23 protein-coding genes are annotated in these 23,386 nt (G+C 58.9%); 8 read left to right on the top strand and 15 right to left on the bottom strand.

All coding sequences use genetic code 11. The features are described 5' to 3' along the window. Positions 1-9 precede the first annotated feature (9 nt). Both terL and KJF94_RS30580 read left to right on the top strand, forming a co-directional pair. Positions 10-1,770, top strand: coding sequence for a phage terminase large subunit (gene terL / locus KJF94_RS15975; protein ID WP_250548170.1), 1,761 nt, complete (start codon positions 10-12; stop codon positions 1,768-1,770). A gap of 226 nt (positions 1,771-1,996) precedes the next feature. Continuing rightward, positions 1,997-2,170, top strand: coding sequence for a gp19.5 family protein (locus KJF94_RS30580; protein ID WP_375379846.1), 174 nt, complete (start codon positions 1,997-1,999; stop codon positions 2,168-2,170). A gap of 22 nt (positions 2,171-2,192) precedes the next feature. On the opposite strand, the gene KJF94_RS15970 is transcribed toward KJF94_RS30580, so the two are convergent. Continuing rightward, positions 2,193-2,921, bottom strand: a complete 729-nt coding sequence (locus KJF94_RS15970; RefSeq protein ID WP_214377273.1) for a hypothetical protein — start codon at positions 2,919-2,921, stop codon at positions 2,193-2,195. A gap of 367 nt (positions 2,922-3,288) precedes the next feature. On the opposite strand from KJF94_RS15970, the gene KJF94_RS15965 reads away from it, so the two are divergent. Continuing rightward, entirely contained in the window at positions 3,289-3,858 is a 570-nt protein-coding gene (locus tag KJF94_RS15965) for an elongation factor P (RefSeq protein ID WP_007943632.1), read from the top strand. A gap of 173 nt (positions 3,859-4,031) precedes the next feature. Here KJF94_RS15965 and KJF94_RS15960 read toward each other — a convergent pair whose 3' ends face one another. From KJF94_RS15960 to KJF94_RS15945, 4 genes are all read right to left on the bottom strand, one after another. Continuing rightward, the gene (locus KJF94_RS15960; protein ID WP_214377272.1) at positions 4,032-5,048 is read right to left on the bottom strand and encodes an alpha/beta hydrolase; all 1,017 of its coding nucleotides are present in this window, start codon (positions 5,046-5,048) and stop codon (positions 4,032-4,034) included. Positions 5,049-5,080: 32 nt separating this feature from the next. Beyond that, the gene (locus tag KJF94_RS15955) at positions 5,081-5,500 is read right to left on the bottom strand and encodes an organic hydroperoxide resistance protein (protein ID WP_214377271.1); all 420 of its coding nucleotides are present in this window, start codon (positions 5,498-5,500) and stop codon (positions 5,081-5,083) included. A gap of 349 nt (positions 5,501-5,849) precedes the next feature. Next, positions 5,850-6,311, bottom strand: a complete 462-nt coding sequence (locus KJF94_RS15950; RefSeq protein WP_214384883.1) for a MarR family winged helix-turn-helix transcriptional regulator — start codon at positions 6,309-6,311, stop codon at positions 5,850-5,852. A 69-nt stretch (positions 6,312-6,380) separates the two neighbouring features. After that, positions 6,381-7,337 (bottom strand): LysR family transcriptional regulator, encoded by a 957-nt coding sequence (locus KJF94_RS15945; RefSeq protein ID WP_214377270.1) that lies wholly within the window; start codon positions 7,335-7,337, stop codon positions 6,381-6,383. Positions 7,338-7,448: 111 nt separating this feature from the next. On the opposite strand from KJF94_RS15945, the gene KJF94_RS15940 reads away from it, so the two are divergent. Beyond that, on the top strand, positions 7,449-8,198 hold the full coding sequence (locus KJF94_RS15940; RefSeq protein WP_214377269.1) for a sulfite exporter TauE/SafE family protein: 750 nt from the start codon (positions 7,449-7,451) through the stop codon (positions 8,196-8,198). Here the strand turns inward: KJF94_RS15940 and KJF94_RS15935 are convergent. Then, positions 8,188-9,042, bottom strand: a complete 855-nt coding sequence (locus KJF94_RS15935; RefSeq protein ID WP_214377268.1) for a LysR substrate-binding domain-containing protein — start codon at positions 9,040-9,042, stop codon at positions 8,188-8,190. The genes KJF94_RS15940 and KJF94_RS15935 overlap by 11 nt on opposite strands. Before the next feature lie 95 nt (positions 9,043-9,137). On the opposite strand from KJF94_RS15935, the gene KJF94_RS15930 reads away from it, so the two are divergent. After that, the gene (locus KJF94_RS15930; protein ID WP_157709631.1) at positions 9,138-9,353 is read left to right on the top strand and encodes a DUF1127 domain-containing protein; all 216 of its coding nucleotides are present in this window, start codon (positions 9,138-9,140) and stop codon (positions 9,351-9,353) included. Positions 9,354-9,417: 64 nt separating this feature from the next. Beyond that, positions 9,418-10,644, top strand: coding sequence for a winged helix-turn-helix domain-containing protein (locus KJF94_RS15925; protein WP_214377267.1), 1,227 nt, complete (start codon positions 9,418-9,420; stop codon positions 10,642-10,644). Positions 10,645-10,755: 111 nt separating this feature from the next. Here the strand turns inward: KJF94_RS15925 and KJF94_RS15920 are convergent, their stop codons facing one another. Then, positions 10,756-12,102: a class II 3-deoxy-7-phosphoheptulonate synthase gene (locus KJF94_RS15920; protein WP_017339794.1), complete on the bottom strand. Its 1,347-nt coding sequence runs from the start codon at positions 12,100-12,102 to the stop codon at positions 10,756-10,758. A 149-nt stretch (positions 12,103-12,251) separates the two neighbouring features. On the opposite strand from KJF94_RS15920, the gene KJF94_RS15915 reads away from it, so the two are divergent. Then, positions 12,252-13,007: a spermidine synthase gene (locus KJF94_RS15915; protein WP_214377266.1), complete on the top strand. Its 756-nt coding sequence runs from the start codon at positions 12,252-12,254 to the stop codon at positions 13,005-13,007. A gap of 122 nt (positions 13,008-13,129) precedes the next feature. Here KJF94_RS15915 and KJF94_RS15910 read toward each other — a convergent pair whose 3' ends face one another. Further along, the gene (locus KJF94_RS15910) at positions 13,130-13,921 is read right to left on the bottom strand and encodes a crotonase/enoyl-CoA hydratase family protein (protein WP_214377265.1); all 792 of its coding nucleotides are present in this window, start codon (positions 13,919-13,921) and stop codon (positions 13,130-13,132) included. Between the two features lie 420 nt (positions 13,922-14,341). On the opposite strand from KJF94_RS15910, the gene KJF94_RS15905 reads away from it, so the two are divergent. Next, positions 14,342-16,015, top strand: coding sequence for a DEAD/DEAH box helicase (locus KJF94_RS15905; RefSeq protein ID WP_150747270.1), 1,674 nt, complete (start codon positions 14,342-14,344; stop codon positions 16,013-16,015). A gap of 254 nt (positions 16,016-16,269) precedes the next feature. On the opposite strand, the gene KJF94_RS15900 is transcribed toward KJF94_RS15905, so the two are convergent. From KJF94_RS15900 to minC, 7 genes are all read right to left on the bottom strand, one after another. Beyond that, on the bottom strand, positions 16,270-18,426 hold the full coding sequence (locus KJF94_RS15900) for a mechanosensitive ion channel family protein (protein WP_214377264.1): 2,157 nt from the start codon (positions 18,424-18,426) through the stop codon (positions 16,270-16,272). A 78-nt stretch (positions 18,427-18,504) separates the two neighbouring features. Beyond that, complete coding sequence (locus KJF94_RS15895) at positions 18,505-18,681, bottom strand: hypothetical protein (RefSeq protein WP_008031437.1); 177 nt, start codon at positions 18,679-18,681, stop codon at positions 18,505-18,507. A gap of 284 nt (positions 18,682-18,965) precedes the next feature. Next, complete coding sequence (locus KJF94_RS15890) at positions 18,966-20,255, bottom strand: M18 family aminopeptidase (RefSeq protein ID WP_214377263.1); 1,290 nt, start codon at positions 20,253-20,255, stop codon at positions 18,966-18,968. A gap of 242 nt (positions 20,256-20,497) precedes the next feature. Further along, positions 20,498-21,133 (bottom strand): RluA family pseudouridine synthase, encoded by a 636-nt coding sequence (locus KJF94_RS15885; protein WP_084319932.1) that lies wholly within the window; start codon positions 21,131-21,133, stop codon positions 20,498-20,500. 182 nt (positions 21,134-21,315) lie between these two features. Further along, a complete protein-coding gene (minE, locus tag KJF94_RS15880) occupies positions 21,316-21,570 on the bottom strand; it encodes a cell division topological specificity factor MinE (protein WP_007944431.1) in 255 nt (84 codons plus the stop codon). Further along, the gene (minD, locus tag KJF94_RS15875) at positions 21,570-22,382 is read right to left on the bottom strand and encodes a septum site-determining protein MinD (RefSeq protein WP_028624193.1); all 813 of its coding nucleotides are present in this window, start codon (positions 22,380-22,382) and stop codon (positions 21,570-21,572) included. The genes minE and minD overlap by 1 nt, the downstream gene beginning before the upstream one ends. Positions 22,383-22,583: 201 nt before the next feature. Continuing rightward, positions 22,584-23,321 (bottom strand): septum site-determining protein MinC, encoded by a 738-nt coding sequence (gene minC / locus KJF94_RS15870; RefSeq protein WP_214377262.1) that lies wholly within the window; start codon positions 23,319-23,321, stop codon positions 22,584-22,586. Positions 23,322-23,386 lie beyond the last annotated feature (65 nt).

Below are 23,386 nucleotides of genomic sequence, written 5' to 3'. Positions count from 1 at the left end.
GGAGGTAAATTGAATCAATCTGAAAAAGACATAGCGTTAATGAAAAGGTCCTTTGTGGCCTTTCTTTTTGTCCTGTGGGCAGCCCTGAACTTACCGAAGCCAACACGATGTCAAATAGACATGGCTCGGGTCCTTTCCTCGGGGAAAGACAAGCGGTTCATCCTTCAGGCATTCCGAGGTATCGGCAAGAGCTTCATTACATGCGCCTTTGTGGTGTGGAAGCTTTGGAATAACCCAGACCTAAAGTTCCTCATTGTGTCGGCCTCGAAAGAACGGGCGGATGCAAACAGCATCTTTATCAAGCGGATCATTGATCTACTTCCGTTTCTGCATCACCTCAAACCGAACGCGAAGCAGCGGGACAGCTCTTTGAGTTTCGATGTGGGACCGGCTAAGCCTGACCACTCGCCGTCTGTGAAGTCGGTTGGTATCACTGGGCAGCTTACGGGTTCCCGTGCAGACATCCTTATTGCGGATGACGTTGAGGTTCCGGGCAACAGTGCCACTCAGGCAGCCCGTGAAGCCTTGGCAACACTCGTTCAAGAGTTCGACGCGATCCTTAAGCCGCTGCCAGGGTCTCAGATTATCTATCTGGGTACGCCTCAAACCGAGATGACCCTTTATAGGTCGCTCGAAGACAAAGGCTATGTGACGACTATCTGGCCCGCTCGGTATCCCAAGGACCACAAAGACCTTGAGAGCTACGCGCGCGGTGGTGGTAGCCGGTTAGCACCGATGCTTCTTAAAGAGCTTCAGGAAGACGATTCGCTTTATTGGATGCCTACCGATCCTGTGCGATTTGATGACACGGACCTACGGGAACGGGAACTGTCTTACGGTAAAGGCGGCTTCGCACTTCAATTCATGCTTAACCCCAACCTTAGCGATGCCGAAAAGTATCCTCTGAAGCTCCGTGATTTTATCGTGGGGCTTTTCTCTCTGGACACGGCACCGACAACCCTTCAGTGGTTACCCAACACCAACAACGAAGCGAGGGGCGTTCCTAACGTTGGCCTTAAAGGTGACCGGTTCCACCGCTACGAATCTGCCGGGGCCGCTACTGCTGCCTACGGCGCAAAGATTCTTGCGATTGACCCAAGCGGACGCGGTAAGGACGAGACGGGTTACGCGGTCCTCTACATGCTCAACGGCTACATATACCTAATTGACTGGGGCGGTTTCCGTGGTGGGTACGACGACAAGACCTTGCAGGCCCTTGCCGACATCGGGAAAAAGTACAAGGTTAACGAGGTGGTCATTGAAGGTAACTTCGGTGACGGGATGTATGTGAAGTTGTTCAGTCCTGTGATGACCCGGACTCATCGTTGCGCTATCACTGAGGTCAAGTCGAAAGGTCAGAAAGAGCTACGTATCTGCGATGTGTTGGAGCCCGTGTTGGGCAGTCATAGGCTCTGTGTCCACGAGTCAGTCATTGAGAAGGACTACCAGACGGCCCTAAACATCGACGGGACCACAGACGTTAAATACAGCGGCTTCTACCAGCTCACTCGTATTACGAAGGAGAGGGGCTCGCTGCTTCACGATGACCGCTTGGACGCCTTGGCGATTGGCGTTCAGTTCTTCACAGAGGCCATGGAAAAGGATTCTGAGGTGGGTGCCCAAGAGATGCTCGCGGATTTCCTTGAGGAACAAATGGAGAACCCATTGCACGGCTATGAGTCGGCTATGCGCTTGACCGTAGGTGGAAACATAACGATGTCCTGGGAGGACGATGCAGGCTCAGGGAGCTTCATGGAGTGGGGCAGGTAAACAACTACAAACACAAGGGGTCCTTAAGGGGCCCCTTTATTTCACTCGTTGATTACTTTCTATGCACCTCTGGAGCCCTTGCAGGCCGGGGCCTCCAAAAGAACTCACTATTAGGATAGGGGGCCTAAAGATGTCCTCTTAAAGACCATCTCAAAGACCCTAAGAGGTTGGTGATTATGCTGATAAGCATCACCTCCCACGGGCAGACACAAAGGAGCAAACAGGAATGAAGGACGTGATAAGAGCCGTATGGCCGTCCCTTCGGATCCTGCTGACGCACCGTGTCACCTACCGATTTCTTGCTCTACTCCTTGTTTCTCTCGGAGTTGTTCAAGGTGGTCCACTTGTCGAAACCTTTGGGGATGTCGTCTGTGTTCTACTTGGTGGCTGTGACGGGTGATCTTGGCGGGATTGTCTTAGGGTTACTGGCTGCGCTGCAAAACCTCAATGATCCCGGTGGCGGTGTTGAAGATGAGAATACGGTCAAAAGGGGTTTTTTCGACACTCTCTTCTGCGGGCCAATGCATCCATTGGTCTTGGGCGGGGTCCCAAAAATCAACGATTAGCAATAACCAATTGGCGCCACAGGGAGCATATTGCCGAACCTTCTTCGCCTTCCGTTCGATCATCTCTTTAACTCGTGGGACATTCAGCAAAGGCGTGCTGTAGGAGTGCCATAGATCCCACATGAGTTTGGGAGATTCAGAGCCATCGTGTGAAATAAAGCTTATCTCTGGAGTGGGGTCGAGTGGGTCGTGACAATGGTAGGCTTCTGACAGCGTGCTGATTTTCAAAACGTGCGACGCCAAGTCTTCTGCGATTCGCTCGATGCGCTTGGGTTTAATCGGATTCTTCTGACAGAACCCTATAAAAAGCTGAATACTACGCCCGCCGCGCTCTTGGTAGATTTTCTCAGCTGATGCGATCACCTTTAGCCTGTTTACTCTCTGCTTTTGTTCACTGTCCTGACCATCGCCATCGCTGTTGTAAAGATTGGCAATTTCTATGCCCAGTATCCTCCTGTTGTCCTCGTCACGAATTACCACATCTGGCTTGTCAGAAAATTCGATGGTTCCGCATGGCAGCTCACAATGTTGCCGGAACAAGTCGAAGTATTCCTTCTCGGTCTTCTGGTTTTCGGTGAGCTGCATGAGGCCGCCTTATCGCTGGTGATGCGTACAGTGTAGATTGGGAGCGTTCGTGAGGGCACCTTTGAGAATCTGACAGAAAAATCTGAGTGACCACCTCAATAGGGCTCAGCCGCAAGTTCCCCCCATGGGGCCTCGCCTGGGGTCCTTACCGCGCACATGGGCGCCTCTGGATGTTGTGTTAGAGCCCTGTACCGTAGGTGGCCCAAGGTAGAGCCAAGGGTGTCACAAGGGCCTTTACGGGGCCCAATGATGTCGATAGGATGGCCCCAGTTCTTTCGTTGCCCAGTTTTATGTAAACTTTTACCTAAATTGGATATGATACGCGGCCTAGATTTTTGTAAATCCCATCCAAATTCGGATATTCGCAATGAAAACTGGTAAAGAACTGAAACCCGGTACCGTGATCCGTCTCGAAAACGATCCTTGGCTGGTTCAGAAAGCTGAATTCACCAAGTCTGGTCGTAACAGCGCGATCATGAAGACCAAGCTGAAAAACCTGCTGACCGGTTACAAGACCGAAATCGTTTACAGCGCCGACGACAAACTGGACGACGTAATCCTCGACCGCAAAGAAGCGACCCTGTCCTTCATCAGCGGCGACACCTACACGTTCATGGACACCACCGACTACACCATGTACGAGCTGAACGCTGAAGACATCGAAGCCGTTCTGCCTTTCGTTGAAGAAGGCATGACCGATGTTTGCGAAGCGATCTTCTTCGAAGAGCGTCTGGTTTCCGTAGAACTGCCGACCACTATCGTGCGTCAGGTTGACTACACCGAAGGTTCCGCTCGCGGCGACACTTCCGGCAAGGTGATGAAGCCTGCCAAACTGAAGAACGGTACCGAGCTGTCGGTTGCTGACTTCATCGAAATCGGCGACATGATCGAGATCGATACCCGCGAAGGCGGTTCCTACAAAGGCCGTGCTAAATAAGCACCGCTTCAGGAATGAAAAAGCCCGACCATTGAGTCGGGCTTTTTTTGTGCCTGAAATGCACAAACCCCCTGTAGGAGCGAGGCTTGCCCGCGAAGGCGGTGTGTCATTCAACGTTGATGTCGACTGACAGAACGCTTTCGCGGGCAAGCCTCGCTCCTACAGGGGAGGGGTTATTTCTTCAGGTGTTGCTTGAGCTCTTCAGATGCTTGCAGCATCGCCGAACGAACCGCTGGCACCTGGCTCACCACATTCAGCAAACCATAATCGTGAATCATGCCGTTGTAGCGAACCGCCGTCACCGGCACACCGGCCTCGTCGAGTTTGCGGGCATAGGCTTCACCTTCATCGCGCAGCACATCGGCGCCGGCCGTCTGCACCAGCGCAGGTGGCAAGCCTTTGAGTTGGGCAGTGGTCGCCCGCAGTGGCGAAGCGTAGATCTCGTTACGTTGCTTGGCGTCGGTGGTGTAGTTGTCCCAGAACCACTTCATCATGTTTTTGGTGAGGAAGTGTCCCTCGGCAAACTGGTTGTAAGACGCCGTTTCGAAGTTTGCATCCGTCACCGGCCACAGCAGCACCTGGAACTTGATCGCCGGGGTGCCCTTGTCTTTGGCCATCAGCGCAACCACGGCCGCCATGTTGCCGCCGACGCTGTTACCGGCCACGGCCAGACGTTTGCCGTCGACGTTGATTTCTTTACCGTGCTCAGCCACCCACTTGGTTGCGGCGTAAGCCTGGTTGATTGCCACCGGGTAATGCGCTTCCGGCGAAGGGGTGTAATTGACGAACACCGCCGCCGCACCCGAACCAGCGACCAGATCCCGAACCAGCCGTTCGTGGGTCGGAAAATCCCCCAGCACCCAGCCGCCGCCGTGGAAGAACATGAACACCGGCAGCTCGCCTTTGACCCCGGCCGGCCGGACGATGGTCAGGCTGATCGGTTGGCCGTCGACTTGAATGGTCTTCTGGCTGACGTCCGCTTTTGGCAGCGTCAATTTCACCCCGGCTTGCGCGCCGACCAAAATGGCCCGGGCATCTTTCGGTGAAAGCTGTTCCATCGGTTTGCCTGTGCCGGCATTCAGCACATCGAGGAACGCCTGGGTGTTGTGCTCAACCCCGTCGCCCGCGAATGCGCTGTGGATGGACAGGGCCAGAAGGGTGCCGGTCAAGACTTTGCTGAAAGTGTTCATGTTCGTTTCCTGTTCGGTCTTGGAGTCAGCTGTTAGACGGTAACGTGCAGGCGCACATCGACGTTGCCACGGGTGGCGTTGGAGTACGGGCAGACCTGGTGGGCAGCGTCGACCAGGGATTGCGCATCGGCTTGTTCAAGACCCGGCAGGCTGACGTGCAGGTCGATGTCCAGACCGAAACCACCAGGAATCTGACCGATGCCGACATGGGCAGTGATCGACGCGTCGTTCGGGATGCTGCGTTTGGTCTGGCTGGCGACGAATTTCAGCGCGCCGATGAAGCAGGCCGAGTAACCGGCGGCGAACAGTTGTTCAGGGTTGGTTGCAGCGCCACCAGCACCACCGAGTTCTTTCGGGGTCGCGAGTTTGACGTCGAGGATGTTGTCGCTGGAAACCGCACGACCGTCACGGCCGCCAGTGGAGGTTGCGATTGCGGTGTAGAGAGTTTGCATGGTGTACGCCTCGTTTGGACTTGTTTGTTTTGCGCTAAATGTTTGCGCGCTAAGTAAGTGCGAGGTAAATGTAGCGCGCAGATATTTAGCGCGCAAGATAAATTTTTGAAAAGTTTTGATTTCGAAGTGGTCACTGGTTAGATGTGTTGAGTTAGAGCGGTCGCGGCAGGCTGTTCAGCGGAAAAATTTTTTGAGGGAGGAAACGAGGTCGGCAGGGCACCACAAAGCAAATGTGGGAGCGAGCCTGCTCGCGATTGCAGTGTGTCATTTAGCATTGATGCTGACTGACACTCCGCCATCGTCGGCAAGCCGATCTCGCTCCCACAGGGGGATTTGTGGTGGGTTGGGATCAGAGGCTGTCTTGCAAATTGCTCCGCAGCACTTGCAGCTCCGCCTGCAATTTCTGCAGTCTCTCCAGCGTCATCCCGCTGGCGCCGAGGATGCACTGGGGAACATCGCGCGCCTTGTCCCGCAAGGCGCGACCCTGTTCGGTGAGTTCGACAATCACCACCCGTTCGTCTTCGCGGCTGCGGGTGCGGCTGAGCAAGCCTTCGGCTTCCAGGCGTTTGAGCAGTGGCGTCAGTGAGCCAGGATCGGTCAGCAGGCGCGTGCTGATTTCGCCTACGGTCAAACCGTCCTGTTCCCACAACACCATCATCGCCAGGTATTGCGGATAGGTCAGGCCCAGCGCTTGCAGCAGTGGCTTGTAGACCTTTGTCATCAGCAGCGAGGTGGAATGCAGGGCGAAGCAGGCCTGATTATCCAGCAGCAGGGCGTCGCAGTTATCGGAGAGGTTGCGCTCGGTGTTCATTTCGAAGCCTTGATCTGTGATCGTCATAAATCTAGCGGGCGAATCTTTAATGCGCCAGACAATTCTGGACTAGTGCCGGTCCAGGTTGGTTTGCAGCGCCAGGTCCCATGGCGGAATCGGACTGAAGCGGGTTTTCAGGTATTCCAGCAACAAACGGCTGCGGGAATTGGGTTGTTGCGCCAAGCGCAAGGCATAGATGCCGGTGGTGTCCGAAGGTGGCAGACCGTTTTCGCAAAACAGGGGCAGTAGCTCACCACGCAACAAATATTCGCTGGCCAGCCAGGTCGGCAAATGCGCGACACCCAACCCGGCCAATGCTCCGCAGAGCAGCGCCTCGGCATTGTTGGCGCTCATGCGGATGCGCGACGGACGGTGCAGGTGCATTTGCCCATCCCGCTCGAAACGCCAGGCGAAGGGCGGGGCAAGGCCATCCCAGTCGAGGCCGTCGTGTTCAATCAACTGCGCCGGGTCGGTCGGTACACCGCGGCGCTTCAGATAGTCGGGGCTGGCGCAGGCGATGCGCACTATGCTCGCCAGCGGCGTGGCCACCAGACGGGTGTCGGCCATTTGCCCGGCACGCAGCACCAGATCGACCTTGCCCAGGTTCAAACCCTGCATGTCGACAAAACTGTCGATCAGGTGCAGTTGCACGTCGAGGCCGGGGTAGAGCATCAGAAAATCAGCGATCACCGGCGCCAGATGCCGTCGGCCGAACGCGGCGGGCGCGTCGATCCGGATCAGGCCTTCCGGCGCACTGCTCAGGGACACCGCTTCGGCCCGCGCCAGTTGCAGTTCCGCCACAATCCGTCGCGCCCGTTCGGCGAACGCCAACCCGGCCGGCGTCGCACGCACCGCATGGGTACTGCGGATAAACAACTGGCTGCCGACGGCGTTTTCCAGGCTGTCGATGCGCCGCGCCACGGCCGACGGTGTCAGCGGATGACGGCGGGAGGCGCCAGAGAAACTGCCGGTTTCCAGTACATCGAGGAACAGACCCAGTTGGTCGGTTAATTGATTGGGGTTCATGGTGTCGTCAGTGCTTGTGCGAAGTTGGCACAGCCATTGTGCGTTGCTATGCGTTTCCCCGCCAGCGCCGACTGCGTAGGATGGAACGCCTGAGATGAGAGGAAATTGGCCGTGATTGAATTTTTGATGTATCTGGTATTCGGTGCCGCCCTGGGAACCCTGGGCGGCTTGTTTGGCATTGGCGGTGGGCTGATCGCCATTCCGTTGCTGGGGGTATTGTTCGGTCTCGATCAGCAGATCGCCCAAGGCACTGCGCTGGTCATGGTGGTGCCGAACGTGATGCTGGCGCTGTGGCGCTATCACCAGCGCAATAAAATCGAATTGCGTCACGCGCTGCCGCTGGCGTCGATGGGTTTTATCTTTGCGTGGATCGGTTCGATCTGGGCAGTGGGCATTGATGCGCAAACCATGCGCGTAGGATTTGTCGCGTTCCTGATCGCACTGTCGGCTTACAACCTGATGCGAATGTTCTACGCCAATGCGTCGGCCAGTTCGCAAATGAATTATTCATGGCCATGGCTGGGCGTACTCGGCGCGGCGTCCGGGACTATGGGCGGATTGTTTGGCGTAGGCGGGGCGGTGGTGGCAACGCCGGTGCTGACCAGCCTGTTCGGCACCAGCCAAGTGGTGGCCCAAGGCTTGTCGCTGGCGCTGGCGTTACCCAGCACGGGCGTCACGCTGGTCACTTATGCCGTGCATCATCAAGTGGACTGGATGATCGGTGTGCCATTGGCCGTCGGCGGTCTGATGAGCATCAGCTGGGGCGTGAAGATCGCCCACGCCATGCCGGAGCGGCTGCTGCGCGGGCTGTTCTGTGGTTTCCTGGTGCTGTGCGCGGTGATGCTCGCCTTTAAAGTTTGAACCCTTCGACGATATGTTCGGCCAGGCATTCGGTGATCGGCGACGGATTGTGCAGATTGCGCACCAGCATGATGCTCGCCTCGGGCAAGATCGGCAGGTCTTCGGCTTCTCCGAGAATGCGCATGTCGGGGGTGATCAGGCTTTCCAGTTGCGCGGTCACGGCCAGGCCGGCGCTGACCACCGCCATGATTGCCGACAGGCTTGAGCTGTTATAGGCGACGCGGTAGTCGCGGCCCATGGCATCGAGGGCATTGCAGGCCCACAGGCGGCAGAAACAATCGCTGTTGAACATCGCCAGCGGCAGCGGCGTTTGCTCATGGGCACTGAAACATTGCGCTTCGGCCCAGACAAAACGCTCCTTGCGCAACAACTGGCCGATCTCGTTGCCCGGTTCTCGGGTGACGATCGTCAGATCCAGGTCCTGACGTATCAGCAATTGTTTTGATGATTCGCAGTGCACCTCGATCTGGATCAGCGGATACGACTGGGCAAATCGCCGCAGAATCCCCGGCAGAAAACGCATCACATAATCGTCCGGCGTGCCGATGCGCACCATGCCCACCATGTGCGGCTCGCGCAAGGTGTTGAACACCTCGCTGTGCAACTTGAGGATGCGTCGGGCATAACCCAGCAGCACCTGGCCCTCAGCCGTCAGGCGTACCTGCCGTCCGTCACGCTGGAACAGTTGACGCTGCAACACATCCTCTTCCAGCCGCTTCATCTGCATGCTCACGGCCGACTGGGTACGATTGACCAATTCGCCGGCTCGGGTAAAACCACCCTGGTCGGCGATGGCGACAAAGGTGCGCAGCACTTCGGTGTCGATACTTGGGAAGGCTGACATTCATCAATCTCCGAGATATGTGACATCAGAAACATTCGTTGGATTGATCTTAGTCCTGGGGCGAGACTGGAACCACCTAAACGGAGGGCAACAAGATGAAAGGTCAACATGAGTATCCAGCTGTAGAAAAACACTCGGTCCACCTGGTATCCGATCTGCTGCATAAATTCAGTCGCTGGTACGAACTTCACCGGGAGCGCGAGCTGTTGGCGAGTCTGAGCGACGAAGCACTGAAGGACATTGGCATGAGCCGTGCGGATGTGGAGTTCGAGTCGGTCAAACCATTCTGGAATGACCCGATGCACAAATGAGTAAACCACAACTACACAAACCATCTCCAGGTGAGGTAGGTTGCGAGCAGACAAGGAGATGCTCATGCCCGCAACGCTGTCCTTTTCCATCAAACAGGCTCGACGCCTGGCGCTGGCCGCCCAAGGGTTCAACGGGCGCCAGCCGCCGGCGACGATCAAAGCGGTTCAGCTCAATCGCCTGATCGAGCGGCTGGGCATTCTGCAGATCGATTCGGTCAATGCGTTGGTGCGTTCGCACTACCTTCCCTTGTTTTCCCGCCTCGGCAACTACTCATCCGACTTGCTCGACCAGGCTGCCTGGAGTTCGGGCCGTCGACGCACGTTATTCGAATACTGGGGCCATGAAGCCTCGTTGCTGCCCCTGTCGATGTACCCGTTGATGCGCTGGCGCATGCTGCGCGCGACCCGCGGCGAAGATATCTATCAGCAACTGGCGCGTTTCGGGCGTGAGCAGCAGGACACCATTCGCCGGGTGCTGGCCTCGGTTCAGGAACTCGGCGCGCTGGGTGCCGGGAGTCTGTCGACCCGCCAGGAGCGGGCAGGGCCGTGGTGGGACTGGAGCGCGGAAAAGCATGCGCTGGAATGGCTGTTCGCCGCCGGTGAGGTGACCGTGGCCGGACGGCGCGGATTCGAGCGGCTTTATGATTTGCCGGAGCGGGTTATTCCTTCGGCGATTCTGCAGCAACCGTTGCTCTCGGAAGACGAAGCTCAGCGCGGTCTGTTGTTGCATGCCGCGACGGCCTTGGGCGTGGCAACGGAGAAGGACCTGCGCGATTACTTTCGCTTGAGCCCCGGCGATGCGCGTCCGCGCCTGGCAGAATTGGTGGAGGCGGGGCAATTGCGAACTTGCGAGGTTCAGGGTTGGCGGCAACCGGCGTTTTGTCTGCCGGAGCCAAAAGTGCCGCGCAAGGTCAAAGCCAGCGCCTTGCTTTCACCGTTCGATTCGCTGATATGGGAGCGTAGTCGGACTGAGCGGTTGTTCGATTTTCGGTTTCGGCTGGAGATTTACACGCCGCCGGACAAACGTATCTACGGGTATTACGTGCTGCCGTTTTTACACAACGAACGGATTGCCGCGAGGGTGGATTTACGTGCGGAACGGGCGTTGGGGCGGCTCGCGGTGCATGCCGTGCATGAGGAAGAGCCGGGGCTGGATGAGGAGGGGATGCTGGCGTTGGCGGTCAATTTGCGGCGGATGGCGGATTGGTTGGGGTTGGAGCGGATTCAGTTGAATTGCCCTAGAGCGAGTGCGGCGCGGTTGCGGGTGGCATTGGCACAGATAGATGGGTGACTGATCTGGGCTAATCGCCAGCAGGCTGGCTCCCACAATGGATCTGTGTCGTACACAAAACCATGTGGGAGCTAGCCTGCTAGCGATAGCGGTACATCAGGCGATCAAAAACTACCGTCGAACCTGCTTCAGGGTTTCAGCAATCAAAAACGCCAACTCCAGCGACTGATCAGCATTCATCCGCGGATCACAATGGGTGTGATACCGGTCCGATAACCCATCCTCGGTAATCGGCCGCGCACCACCAATGCACTCGGTGACATTCTGCCCGGTCATCTCGATATGGATGCCACCGGCATAGCTGCCTTCCGCTTCGTGAACCTGGAAGAACTGCTTCACCTCGCCGAGGATCTGCGCAAAGTCACGGGTCTTGTAGCCGCTGCTGGCCTTGATGGTGTTGCCGTGCATCGGGTCGGAACTCCACAGCACTTGCTTGCCTTCACGCTGCACCGCGCGGATCAGTGCCGGCAAGTGATCGCCGACCTTGTTCGCGCCCATTCGTGCGATCAGGTTCAAGCGCCCCGGATCGTTGTCCGGGTTGAGCACGTCGATCAGGCGGATCAGGTCTTCCGGGTTCATGCTCGGGCCGACCTTGACCCCGATCGGGTTGTTCACCCCCCGCAGGAATTCGACGTGAGCACCGTCCAGCTGACGGGTGCGGTCGCCGATCCACAGCATGTGCGCCGAGCAGTCGTAGTAATCGTTGGTCAGGCTGTCGCGACGCACAAAGGCTTCTTCGTAGTTCAGCAACAGCGCTTCGTGGGCGGTGAAGAAACTGGTTTCGCGCAGTTGCGGCGAACTGTCCATGCCGCAGGCGCGCATGAACGCCAGGGTTTCATCGATGCGGTCGGCGAGGTGGCTGTATTTTTCTGCCAGTGCCGAGTTGGCGATGAAGTCCAGGTTCCACTTGTGCACCTGATGCAGGTCGGCAAAACCACCTTGGGCGAAAGCACGCAGCAAGTTCAGGGTGGCGGTGGACTGGTGGTAGGACTGGAGCAGGCGCTCCGGATCCGGGACGCGGCTTTTTTCGTCGAAACCGATGCCGTTGACGATGTCGCCCCGGTAGGCCGGCAGGGTCACGCCGTCGATGGTTTCGTCGTTGGCCGAGCGCGGCTTGGCGAACTGGCCGGCCATGCGCCCGACCTTGACCACCGGGCAACCGGCCGCGAAGGTCATGACGATCGCCATTTGCAGCAGCACTTTGAAGGTGTCGCGGATTTTCGCGGCGGAAAACTCGGCGAAGCTTTCGGCGCAGTCGCCGCCCTGCAACAGAAACGCGCGACCCTGGGTCACTTCGGCAAACTGACGGCGCAACTCCCGGGCCTCACCGGCAAACACCAGCGGCGGATAGCTGGCCAGGGTTTGCTCGACGTGCAGCAAATGCGCCGCGTCGGGATAAACAGGTTGTTGCTGGATCGGCAGGGCGCGCCAGCTGTCAGGGCTCCAGGGTTGGCTCATCACGGTCTCGGTTGTTTTACGCTCGGACGTTCATGTTATCAGCAAATTAGTGCGTGACCTGTTCCCGTCGCTTCGCGGACAATCGCGCTTTTGCCGCCTCATGTTGCGGTGTACTACGTTGCCGGGCCCGGTAACGATCAGGAGACGAAATGACTGAGGAGCGCGTCGAGCATCTGCTCGCCGAGGTACAGGACGAGTTCGGCGTGATTCGTGTGCTGGAAGTGGCCGATTACCGTTTTCTCGAGTTCGGTGATGCCATCGAACAGAGCTGTGTATTCACCGCGGATCCGAGCTGGCTCGAATACGATTACACCCGGGCGATGCTGATCGGTGCGTTGTGCCACGAGCAGCCGGAAAGCGCGTTGTTCCTCGGCCTCGGTGCCGGCACGTTGACCCAGGCGTGCCTGAAATTCCTGCCGCTGGAAGATGTCGAGGCCATCGAACTGCGCCCCGACGTGCCGCGCCTGGCCATCGAGTACCTTGGCTTGGATGACGATCCCCGGCTGTACATCCGGGTTGGCGATGCACTGGAATTATTGGAAACCGCCGAGCCGGCGGACCTGATTTTCGTCGACCTCTATACCGATGTCGGGCCAGGCGTCGGGCATCTGGCCTGGAGTTTTCTGGAAAACTGTCAGAAACGCTTGAATCCCGGTGGCTGGCTGGTGATCAACCAGTGGGCCACTGACGATGGCAAGCCGCTGGGCGCGGCGTTGTTGCGTGGGCTTTATCATCGGCATTACTGGGAACTGCCGGTGAAGGAGGGCAATGTGATTCTGATCGTGCCTTCGGAACTCGATCAGGATCTGGACCTGGATGGGTTGGTGGTGCGGGCCGAAGCGTTGGCGCCGCGGTTGGGGTATTCGTTGCAGTCGTTGATCAAGGCGATTCGCCCGGCGACTTGATGTACTGAGGTCACCTGTGGCGAGGGAGCTTGCTCCCGCTGGGCTGCGAAGCGGCCCCAAAGATTTTGTGAGTGGTGCGCACTCAAGCGGGAGCAAGCTCCCTCGCCACAAAAGCCGTCTTGTCAGCAGCCTTTGAAAATTCCTGGCCGCTTCTCGACCATCGACCGCACTCCTTCCTTCGCATCCTCACTCGCCAACAACTTCTTCACCAGCGGCGGCAATCCCTGCGCCGCCGCGGTTTCCCCTTCATAACGTGCCTGTCGCGCCGACATCAACGTCGCCTGAACCCCCAGGGGTGCCTGCCGGGCAATCCGCTCAGCCAGTTCAATCGCCCGCGGCAACAAATCCTCGCTGGCCATGACCTCCTGCACCAACCCCAGATGCAAGGCATCATGGGCATCGAATTCATCGCCGGTCAGCAGCCAGCGCATGGCATTGCCCCAGCCTGCAACCTGATGCAGGCGCAACGTCGCGCCGCCAAACGGGAAGATCCCGCGCTGCACTTCTTTCTGGGCGAATCGGGTGTTGCTGGCACACAGGTTGATATCGGCGGCCAGCATCAGCTCGATGCCGATGGTCAGGCAGTAACCTTGCGCGGCGACGATCACCGGTTTACTGACCCTGGGCCCGGCAAACACGCCCCACGGATCGCAACCACCGGGCGGTGCCTGCCAGCCTTCGGCCAGGGCTGAACTGGCGCTGACCAGATCAAGCCCGGCAGTGAAATGCTCGCCATGGCCGAACACCACCGCCACCCGCGCCTCGCTGTCGGCCTCGAATTCGCCGTAGGCCAGGCTGAGGGCATTGAGCAGGTCGAGATCGAAGGCGTTGCGCTTGGCCACCCGATCCAGGCCGATCAACAGGACATGGCCGTGCCGTTCGCAGGTCACACGGCTGGTAACGGGTTGATTCATCAAGCAATTCCTCGGGCGGGAAGGGGTTTGAGACCGCAGGGCTGCGTCACAAGGGTGAACCGTTTTGGCGCCATCGCCAGCAGGGCCGGGCCTTTGAAAAGTAGACGGCTGCACGATTATCTGCAAAGCCTGTGACACAACGGTGTATGCGTCAGATTTCCGACAAATAATGCTCCCTTTTTGGGCTAATTCCGGTATAGTGCGCGCCGGCCTTTAACCGGGCCGCGTTTAGGTAGCGCAATTCCCCGAAGTCAGCTTCGGCTGCACGTCCGCACAGCGGACTCTCCCTTGACGAATCTTTTTCATTCATTCGTTTTCGCAAATCCCCGCCGACAAAGCAGCCAGGGCGACTCTTGAGTCTTACACGGCATGCGCAGCTTTGGAGCATGGGTCTTTGCGGATGCACTTAGAGGCAGACCCATGACCCAGGAAACCGGCGGCTTCGCCGCTTTTAATCTTAATCCGAATATTCTTGCAGCCGTCATCGCGACTGGCTACGAAGAGCCTTCGGCTATTCAGCAGCAATCGATCCCGATCATCATGGCCGGCCAGGACATGATTGGCCAGGCGCAAACCGGTACGGGTAAAACCGCTGCGTTCGCCCTGCCTATCCTGCATTGCATCGATCCTGCCAAGCGCGAGCCGCAAGCCCTGATCCTGGCGCCAACCCGTGAGTTGGCGCTGCAAGTAGCAACCGCTTTCGAAACCTACGCCAAGCAAATGCCAGGCGTTACCGTTGTGGCCGTTTACGGCGGCGCGCCTATGGGCCCACAACTGAAAGCAATCCGTAACGGCGCACAGATCGTTGTCGCCACCCCGGGCCGTCTGTGTGACCACCTGCGTCGCGACGAAAAAGTCCTGTCGACCGTGAACCACCTGGTTCTCGACGAAGCTGACGAAATGCTCAAGCTGGGCTTCATGGACGACCTGGAAGTCATCTTCAAGGCTCTGCCAGCGACCCGTCAGACCGTACTGTTCTCGGCCACCCTGCCACAGTCGATCCGTGCCATTGCCGAACGCCACCTGCGCGATCCGCAACACGTGAAGATCCAGACCAAGACTCAGACCGTTACCGCGATCGAACAGGCTCACCTGTTGGTTCACGCTGACCAGAAGACCTCGGCTGTATTGAGCCTGCTGGAAGTCGAAGACTTCGACGCCCTGATCATGTTCGTGCGCACCAAGCAAGCGACCCTGGACCTGGCCAGCGCCCTGGAAGCCAAAGGCTACAAAGCCGCTGCGCTGAACGGTGACATTGCCCAGAACCAACGTGAGCGCGTGATCGACTCCCTCAAGGATGGCCGTCTGGACATCGTTGTGGCGACCGACGTTGCTGCTCGTGGCCTGGACGTTCCGCGCATCACTCACGTGTTCAACGTTGACATGCCGTACGATCCTGAGTCCTACGTTCACCGTATCGGCCGTACCGGCCGTGCCGGTCGCGAAGGTCGTGCACTGCTGCTGGTGACTCCGCGTGAGCGCCGCATGCTGCAAGTGATCGAGCGTGTCACCGGTCAGAAAGTTGCCGAAGTTCGCCTGCCGGACGCTCAGGCTGTTCTCGATGCCCGCATCAAGAAACTGACCAACAGCCTGTCGCCGCTGGTTGGCGACGCCGAGTCGACCCACGGTGATCTGCTCGATCGCCTGACCGCCGACATCGGTTGCACGCCACGTGCACTGGCCGCTGCTCTGCTGCGCAAGGCCACCAACGCTCAGGCGTTGACCCTGGCCGCGATCGAGAAAGAACGTCCACTGGTGCCGAACAACGCACCTCGTGGCGATCGTCCAGAGCGTACCGGTGATCGTCCGGACCGTGGTGATCGTGAGCGTCGCGCTCCGGTTCCATTGGCTGAAGGTCGTGCTCGTTGCCGTACCGCGCTGGGTGCGCGTGATGGTATCGCTGCCAAGAACCTGCTGGGCGCCATCCTCAACGAAGGTGGTCTGGCGCGTGAAGCCATCGGTCGCATCCAGGTGCGTGACAGCTTCAGCCTCGTCGAGCTGCCGGAAGATGGTCTGGAGCGTCTGCTGACCAAGCTGAAGGACACTCGCGTTGCCGGTAAGCAGTTGAAGCTGCGTCGCTATCGCGAAGATTGATCCGCTCTCGGGCTGATTGATCGAACATAAAAAATCCCCGACTGGTTCGGGGATTTTTTTATGCCTGCCATTTTTGAATCCACCCGGTCCCTGTAGCTCTGTGGCGAGGGAGCTTGCTCCCGCTGGACTGCGCAGCAGTCCCCTTCTTTTCAGATAGAGAGGGGGGCGCTTCGCGACCCAGCGGGAGCAAGCTCCCTCGCCACAGGTTTGCTTCGCAGGCTCGGCAGCTGCTACAGGCGATCGGATCGCGGCGGTTATTCTGTTACCGGGCCGCCACCCGCCGTCACCACTTGCACACTCATGCGTGGCGTCGCCAGATCGAGTCCGGCTTCATCCAGATGCCGTTTCAAGGACAGGTTGAACGCCCGGGAAACCTCCCACTGCTTGATCGGCGCGGTCTTGAACCGGGCCCGAAGGATCGCGTTGCCGGACTCGAAACTCTCGACCCCCTGTATCTCCAGCGGCGACCAGATATTGCGTCGTTGCAGCGGATCGGTGCGCATCTTCTGGCCGACATCGCGCATCAGTTTGATCGCGTTATCGATGTCCATGTTGGAGGGGATCGCCACGCGGAAGATCGCGTAGCCGAACTCCCGTGAGTAGTTCTTGATGCTTTTGATCTCGCTGAACGGAATCGTGTGGACGATGCCGTCGATGTCCCGCAGGCGCACAGTGCGAATGGTCAGGCCTTCGACAGTGCCGAGGTGGCCGCCGACATCTACGTAGTCGTCGATGGCCAGGGAGTCTTCGATGATGATGAACAGCCCGGTGATCAGGTCGGCGACCAGTGACTGTGCACCGAAACCGATGGCCAGACCGATCACACCGGCACCGGCCAGCAGCGGCGTGACGTTCATGCCCATGTTCGCCAAAGCGACGATCAGCGCAACGATGAAAATTGCCACGAACAGCACATTGCGAATCAGCGGCATCATTGTCTGCGCGCGGGCATTGGCCAGGCCTTTGCGCGAGCGGGTGAGGGCGTGGTGCACCGCGGTGTCGCTGAGAATCCAGATCAGCCAGGCAAAGATCAGCGTGCCGCCGAGGCTGAACAGTTTGACGCTGACTTCATGGCCTTCGCCTTCGGTGAACGCAATCAGCGACATGCCCCAGACGCGCAGGCCGAGTTCGATGAACGCCAGCCACACCAGCAAATGGGCGAGGGTATAGAAGAAGCTTTTCAGGCGTTCGGAATACAGCGCATGACGCTTCACGCCGCGTTGCGGTTTCAGCGCATGGCGACGCACCAGCCCATTGATGACCATGCACAACACCAGCAGCACGGTGCAGATCAGCGACTGACGCAGTGCGGTGCTGGTGTCGCCGGCCGAGACGAAGGTGGCGAACAGCGAGATGGCCACCAGCACCAGCGCCGGCACGTACCAGAAGGTCCCGAGAATCTCGATGGTATCGCTGAGGGCGCGGCGGGTCAGGCGCCGGGACAGCGGTTGGTTGCGGATCAGGTGGGCGATGGGGCGACGAAAGCGCAGGATGAACAGCCCGGTGGACAGCGCCGCCAGCACGTTGGCGATGGTGGCGGCGGTGTGCGCCAGGTGGCTGCCGAGGCTGGTCACCAGTCGCGGGTCGCTCAAGGCTTCACCGAAGGCGGCGAAACTGCCGATCAGCCACAACGGCCGAAAGGCCTGATGCCGCAGGATGTACAAGGCGCGGTGGCGGTGGGGGCCGTCGAGCAGGGAAAAGGCGATCACGCAGATCGCCGAAAAACAGGTGCCGACCACCAGCGCATAGGCGAGCACCATGGCCAGGCTTTTGCCCAGCGACGAGGGCAGGGCGTAACTCATGTACACCGTGATGACCAGAGCGATCAGCCAGGGGCCGAGTTTGCGCAGGGCGAAACGCAGCATGTCGAGGGCTTTGGGGTGTTGCGGCAATTCTTCGGTCAGGCCGAAGCGCATCCGTACTCGGTGCCCAAGCCAGATCAGCGCGGCGGCCAGCAGGCTCCAGACCATCAGGATCATGGCGAAGGCAAAAATGATCGGCAGCCATTCGTTGGCTGGCAGCGCCAGTGCTGTCAGTTCATCCTTGGCCTGGTTGAACTCTTCGGACCAGCGCGTGAGCGGGCTGTCGGCGCCGGAAAACTGTTTTTCGAAGTTAGCCAACGTCCCGCCAATCAGGCCAAGCACGCCTTCTTCTTTGGCCGGCTGGGCTTTTTTGGTGGCGTCGCGCAGCTTCTTCAGATCGGCCAGCAACTTGCTGCGTTGCTGATCGTTCTCCAGCGATTTGATGACTTCGTCGAGGGATTGCCCCAGAGGCTCTTGCGCCTCTGGCTGGGTTTTCGCGGAGCCGTTGAGCAGGCTTGGCAGACCGGCGGCCTGGGCGGGCGTGATCGGCAGCAGCGCCATGAGGCAGACGAGGAAAAGACAGGGCAGAGCAAAAAGACGAGCGAACACTAGGCGGTCAACCTTGAAAGGAGCAGATCGACCGAGTGTACGAGCCCGCCAAAATCAATGCGAGCCGAGGGGAGGGATTTATTCGTTGAGTTTGGCGAGGATCTTGAAGACGACGGTGGCGAGGATGGTCAGCATACCGATCCACATCGCGAACACGCCGGCATTCTTGTCACGGAAATTGAAGCCGATGGCCAGCAGGATCATTCCGGCAAGAATCGGGATCAGCATGGCGTGGAATGAAGACATCGAGATCATGGGCGACTGCCTTGTCGAAAGGGGTATTTAAAGTCTAGGTGGCTTTTGGGTGGCCTGGGGTGATGTGTACCAGAAATGAGCCACACATCAAACGCAGTATGTGTGGCGAAAAAGCTTTCTGTGGCGAGGGAGCTTGCTCCCGCTGGGCTGCGGAGCAGCCCCAAAACCAGCCATCGCGTTCTTCCAGGCAGACCGCATTCGCCGGGTTTTCGACTGCTTCGCAGCCGAGCGGGAGCAAGCTCCCTCGCCACAGAGGATTTTCTCCAGATTCCTTTGCTTGGGGATTACGGCAATTCCTGGCAGGCGTAAAACGCGCTTAGCACTTTCACCAGGTGCGCCAGATCATGGCTGCCGCACAGCTCGCGGATCGAGTGCATGGCGAACGTCGGCAAGCCGATGTCCACGGTACGTACGCCCAGGTGGCTGGCGGTGATCGGGCCGATGGTCGAGCCGCAGCCCATGTCGCTGCGCACCACGAAGCTTTGCACCGGTACTTCTTCGGCCATGCACAGATGGCGGAAGAACCCGGCGGTTTCGCTGTTGGTGGCGTAACGCTGGTTGCTGTTGACCTTGATCACCGGGCCGGCGTTGAGTTTCGGGCCGTGGTTGGCGTCGTGCTTGTCGGCGTAGTTGGGATGAACGCCGTGGGCATTATCGGCCGAGACCAGCAGGGATTTCTGAATGGTGCGTACGAATTCATCACCTTCTGGCAGCAGGCGGCGCAGGGTCTGCTCAAGCATCGGGCCGTCAGCGCCGCACGCGGAGCAGGAGCCGACTTCTTCGTGGTCATTGCAGACCAGCACGCAGGTTTCGTCGGTTTCAGCCGTCAGCAAGGCTTGCAGGCCGGCGTAGCACGACAGCAGGTTGTCCAGGCGTGCGCCGGCGATGAAGTCGCCATGCAGGCCAATGATCGCAGCGCTTTGGGTGTCGTAGAAGCTCAGCTCGTAATCGAGCACCACGTCGGCGTTCAGGCCATGTTCCAGCGCCAGCTGGTTGGTGAGCACCGCGCGGAAGTCCACACGCTCATCACCGGCAAACTGCGCCAGGATCGGCGGCAGTTCGGTCTGGGCGTTGATGGCCCAGCCCATGTTGGCTTCACGATTGAGGTGAATGGCCAGGTTCGGGATGATCGCAATCGGTGCCTTGAAGTCGATCAGTTGGCTCTCGACCTTGCCGTCGCGGCGGAAGGTCACGCGGCCGGCCAGGGACAGGTCGCGGTCGAACCAGGGAGCCAGCAGCGCGCCGCCATAGACTTCGACACCCAGTTGCCAGAAGCCCTGGCGTTGCAGTTCTGGCTGGGGTTTGACCCGCAGGCACGGACTGTCGGTGTGGGCGCCGACCAGACGAATGCCGCCGTGCAGCGGAGAGTGACGGCCCATCTTGATGGCGACGATCGAAGAGTCGTTGCGGGTGACGTAGTAACGGCCATTGGCTTCGGTGGACCAGGGCTCGCGTTCATCGAGACGCTGATAACCCGCCGCTTCCAGGCGCTGAACAAGGCTGGCGGTGGCATGGAACGGGGTAGGGGAGGCCTTGAGGAAATCGATCAGGCCTTGGTTCAACTCTTCGCGCATAAGTAGCTCCAGACAGCAATGGCGCCAGTTTAACGTATTGAAAGGGCAAAGTGAGGTGGCCCGTTACGGTGGGAGCATGAGATTTAATGTGGCGAGGGAGCTTGCTCCCGTTGGGCAGCGAAGCGGCCCCGAGTCTCCTTGATGCGGTGTGTCAGATACACCGCATGCGCAGGGTTTGCGGCTGCTGCTCAACCGAGCGGGAGCAAGCTCCCTCGCCACAAAAAGCCATTCCACTGGATCGGTCAGAACGGTGCCGGGCACTCGAAACGCAAGCGTTCACCAGTTTGTGGATGGGTGAAGCTGAGCATGCTCGCGTGCAGGCACAGCCGAGGCCAGGCGGCCAGCGCTTGCTCGTGGGCGTATAGCCCGTCACCCAGCAGTGGGTGGCCAATCGAAAGCATGTGCACGCGCAACTGATGGGAGCGGCCGGTGATCGGGGTCAGTTCAACCCGGCACCAGTCGCCGCAACGTTCGAGTACGCGCCAGAACGTCAGGGCGTTTTTGCCGAACTCGTGGTCCACCACGTGGCGCGGCTTGGTCGGCGGATCATAGCGCAACGGCAGATCGATGCTGCCGCTGTCCAGCTCCGGTTGACCCCAGCAGAGTGCGGTGTAGGCCTTTTCGGTTTCGCGGTCGTGAAATTGCCGAGACAGTTCGCGATGGGTGTCCGGGTCACGGGCCAGCAGAATGATGCCGGACGTTTCCCAGTCCAGACGATGGACGATGCGGGCTTCCGGGTAGCCGTTTTCTTGCAGGCGGGTGATCAGGCAGTCCTTGTTGTCATCGGCCCGGCCAGGGACGGAAAGCAACAGGGTCGGTTTATCCACCACCAGTACGGCGGCGTCCTGATGGATGATGCGGATGTTGGACAACGGCATTAAAACAGCCTCGTAACAAACGCCAACGGCGGCTCAGGCCCCCACAGCCCGTAGGAGCGAAGCTTGCTCGCGAAAGCATCACCTCGGTCTATCAGATAAACCGAGTTGCCTGCTTCGCGAGCAAGCTTCGCTCCTACGGTATGCGTAAGAGTCTGAGCCGCCGTGGCTCCAGCCGGATCGACTCAGCGATCTGGCAGGGTGATATTGAGTTCCAGAATCGAGCAGCTACCCTGGTTTTCCAGGGCGACGTGCACGTCATCGGACCCGATATTGACGTACTTGCGGATCACCTCGACCAGTTCCTTCTGCAAGGCGGGCAGGTAGTCCGGCGTACTGCGTTGGCCGCGTTCATGCGCCACGATGATCTGTAGACGCTCTTTCGCTACCGAGGCGGTACTTGGCTTCTTGTTAGCACGAAAGAAGTCAAAAATGTTCATTACCGGCCTCCAAACAGACGCTCAAAGAATCCTTTCTTCGTCACATCGAGAAACCGATGCTCCACGGTTTTGCCCAGCAGGCGATCGACGGCATCGCTGTACGCCTGGCCGGCGTCGCTCTGGTCGTCGAGGATCACCGGCACGCCGGAGTTGGACGCCTTGAGTACCGCTTGGGACTCAGGGATCACACCCAGCAGGGTCACGGCGAGAATTTCCTTGACGTCTTCGACGCCGAGCATTTCGCCGTCGCTGACGCGTTGCGGGTTGTAGCGGGTCAGCAGCAAGTGTTCCTTGATCGGGTCTTCGCCGTTTTCAGCGCGACGCGATTTGCTGGCCAGCAGGCCCAGCATACGGTCCGAGTCACGAACCGAGGAGACTTCCGGGTTGGTCACGACGATCGCTTCATCGGCGAAGTACATGGCCAGGTGAGCACCTTTCTCGATGCCCGCCGGGGAGTCGCAGACCACGAATTCGAAGTCTTCCTTCAACGCCATCAGGACTTTTTCCACGCCTTCGACGGTCAGCGCGTCTTTGTCGCGGGTCTGACTGGCGGCCAGAACGTAGAGGTTTTCCAGGCGTTTGTCTTTGATCAGGGCCTGTTGCAGGTTGGCTTCGCCGTTGACCACGTTGACGAAGTCATACACGACGCGACGCTCGCAACCCATGATCAGGTCGAGGTTACGCAAACCGACGTCGAAGTCGACGATAACTGTTTTGTGACCGCGCAGTGCGAGGCCGGTACCGATAGCAGCACTGGTGGTGGTCTTACCCACACCACCCTTGCCGGATGTAACCACGAGAATCTTGGCCAAGGTGTTTCACCCCTAAGGAAAAAGGACATTTAGCCCCTGAAAAACATCTCTAGAAAAACTACTGCAGTCGGACAGCCTTGGCTGGAATCCGGCCCTGAACGGCGCTTACCTTCGATAAACACTGCTTTTGGCCTTTTTCCTACTTCGTTTGAGCCGTATTCGCTACGTTTTAGAGATGCTTGGAAAATGCGGCAGTATCCGTTAAAGCCGAATGATGTTCAACACATCGCCCGACAGGCTGACCTGTACGCCCGCACCCCATAAAGGGTCGCGCCGCAGATCTTCCGAAACCTTGTAGTGGCCTGCGATGGAAACCAGTTCAGCGCTCATTTGCTGACAGAAAATCCTGGCTTTCGTGTCGCCTTTGACCCCGGCCAATACACGACCGCGCATCGGGCCGTATACATGGATGTTCCCGTCGGCGAGAAGTTCCGCCCCCGGGCTCACCGACGAGATCACGACAAGGTCGCAACCCTGGGCATAAATCTGCTGGCCGCCGCGTACGGGCGAAGTGATGATTTTCGTCGGTTTGATCGTCGGTTCCGCCGGTTTTTCCGGTTTCTTCGCAACGATCCCTTCAAGCGGGTCCAGCGGACGCTCGCGGGCACCGGACGGCGGCAGCACCGGCAGGTCGACCGCGATGGCGGCGGCGATGTCTTCGATGCGGCTGGCACGGATCGCCAACGTACGCAGGCCGTGCTGGCGACAAACGCGCATCAACCCTGGCAGATCGACCGCGCCTTCACTGGCCGGAAGCTTGTCCAGCGCCAGTACCAGCGGGGCGTTGCTGAAGAAGTTGGGCGCCTGGGCGACTTTGGCGGCCAGTTGCCGATCGAGGCTCTCGAGGTCGTTGCGGGCCAGCTCCAGCACCGTAATGGCGAGCATGCTGCCCTTCAACTGGAACACGGGATCTTGGTCTAACGGGTCGTTTTGGCTCATGGTCGGCATACAACGGCTTGTCACTAAAAGTGCCGAGACTTATAACGAGAACGCTCGCCAGCCGC

This window comes from Pseudomonas hormoni, from assembly GCF_018502625.1.
Lineage (GTDB): Bacteria > Pseudomonadota > Gammaproteobacteria > Pseudomonadales > Pseudomonadaceae > Aquipseudomonas > Aquipseudomonas hormoni.
Note: the sequence above shows the minus strand (reverse complement) of the source record. Positions and strands in the feature narration are given on the sequence as shown.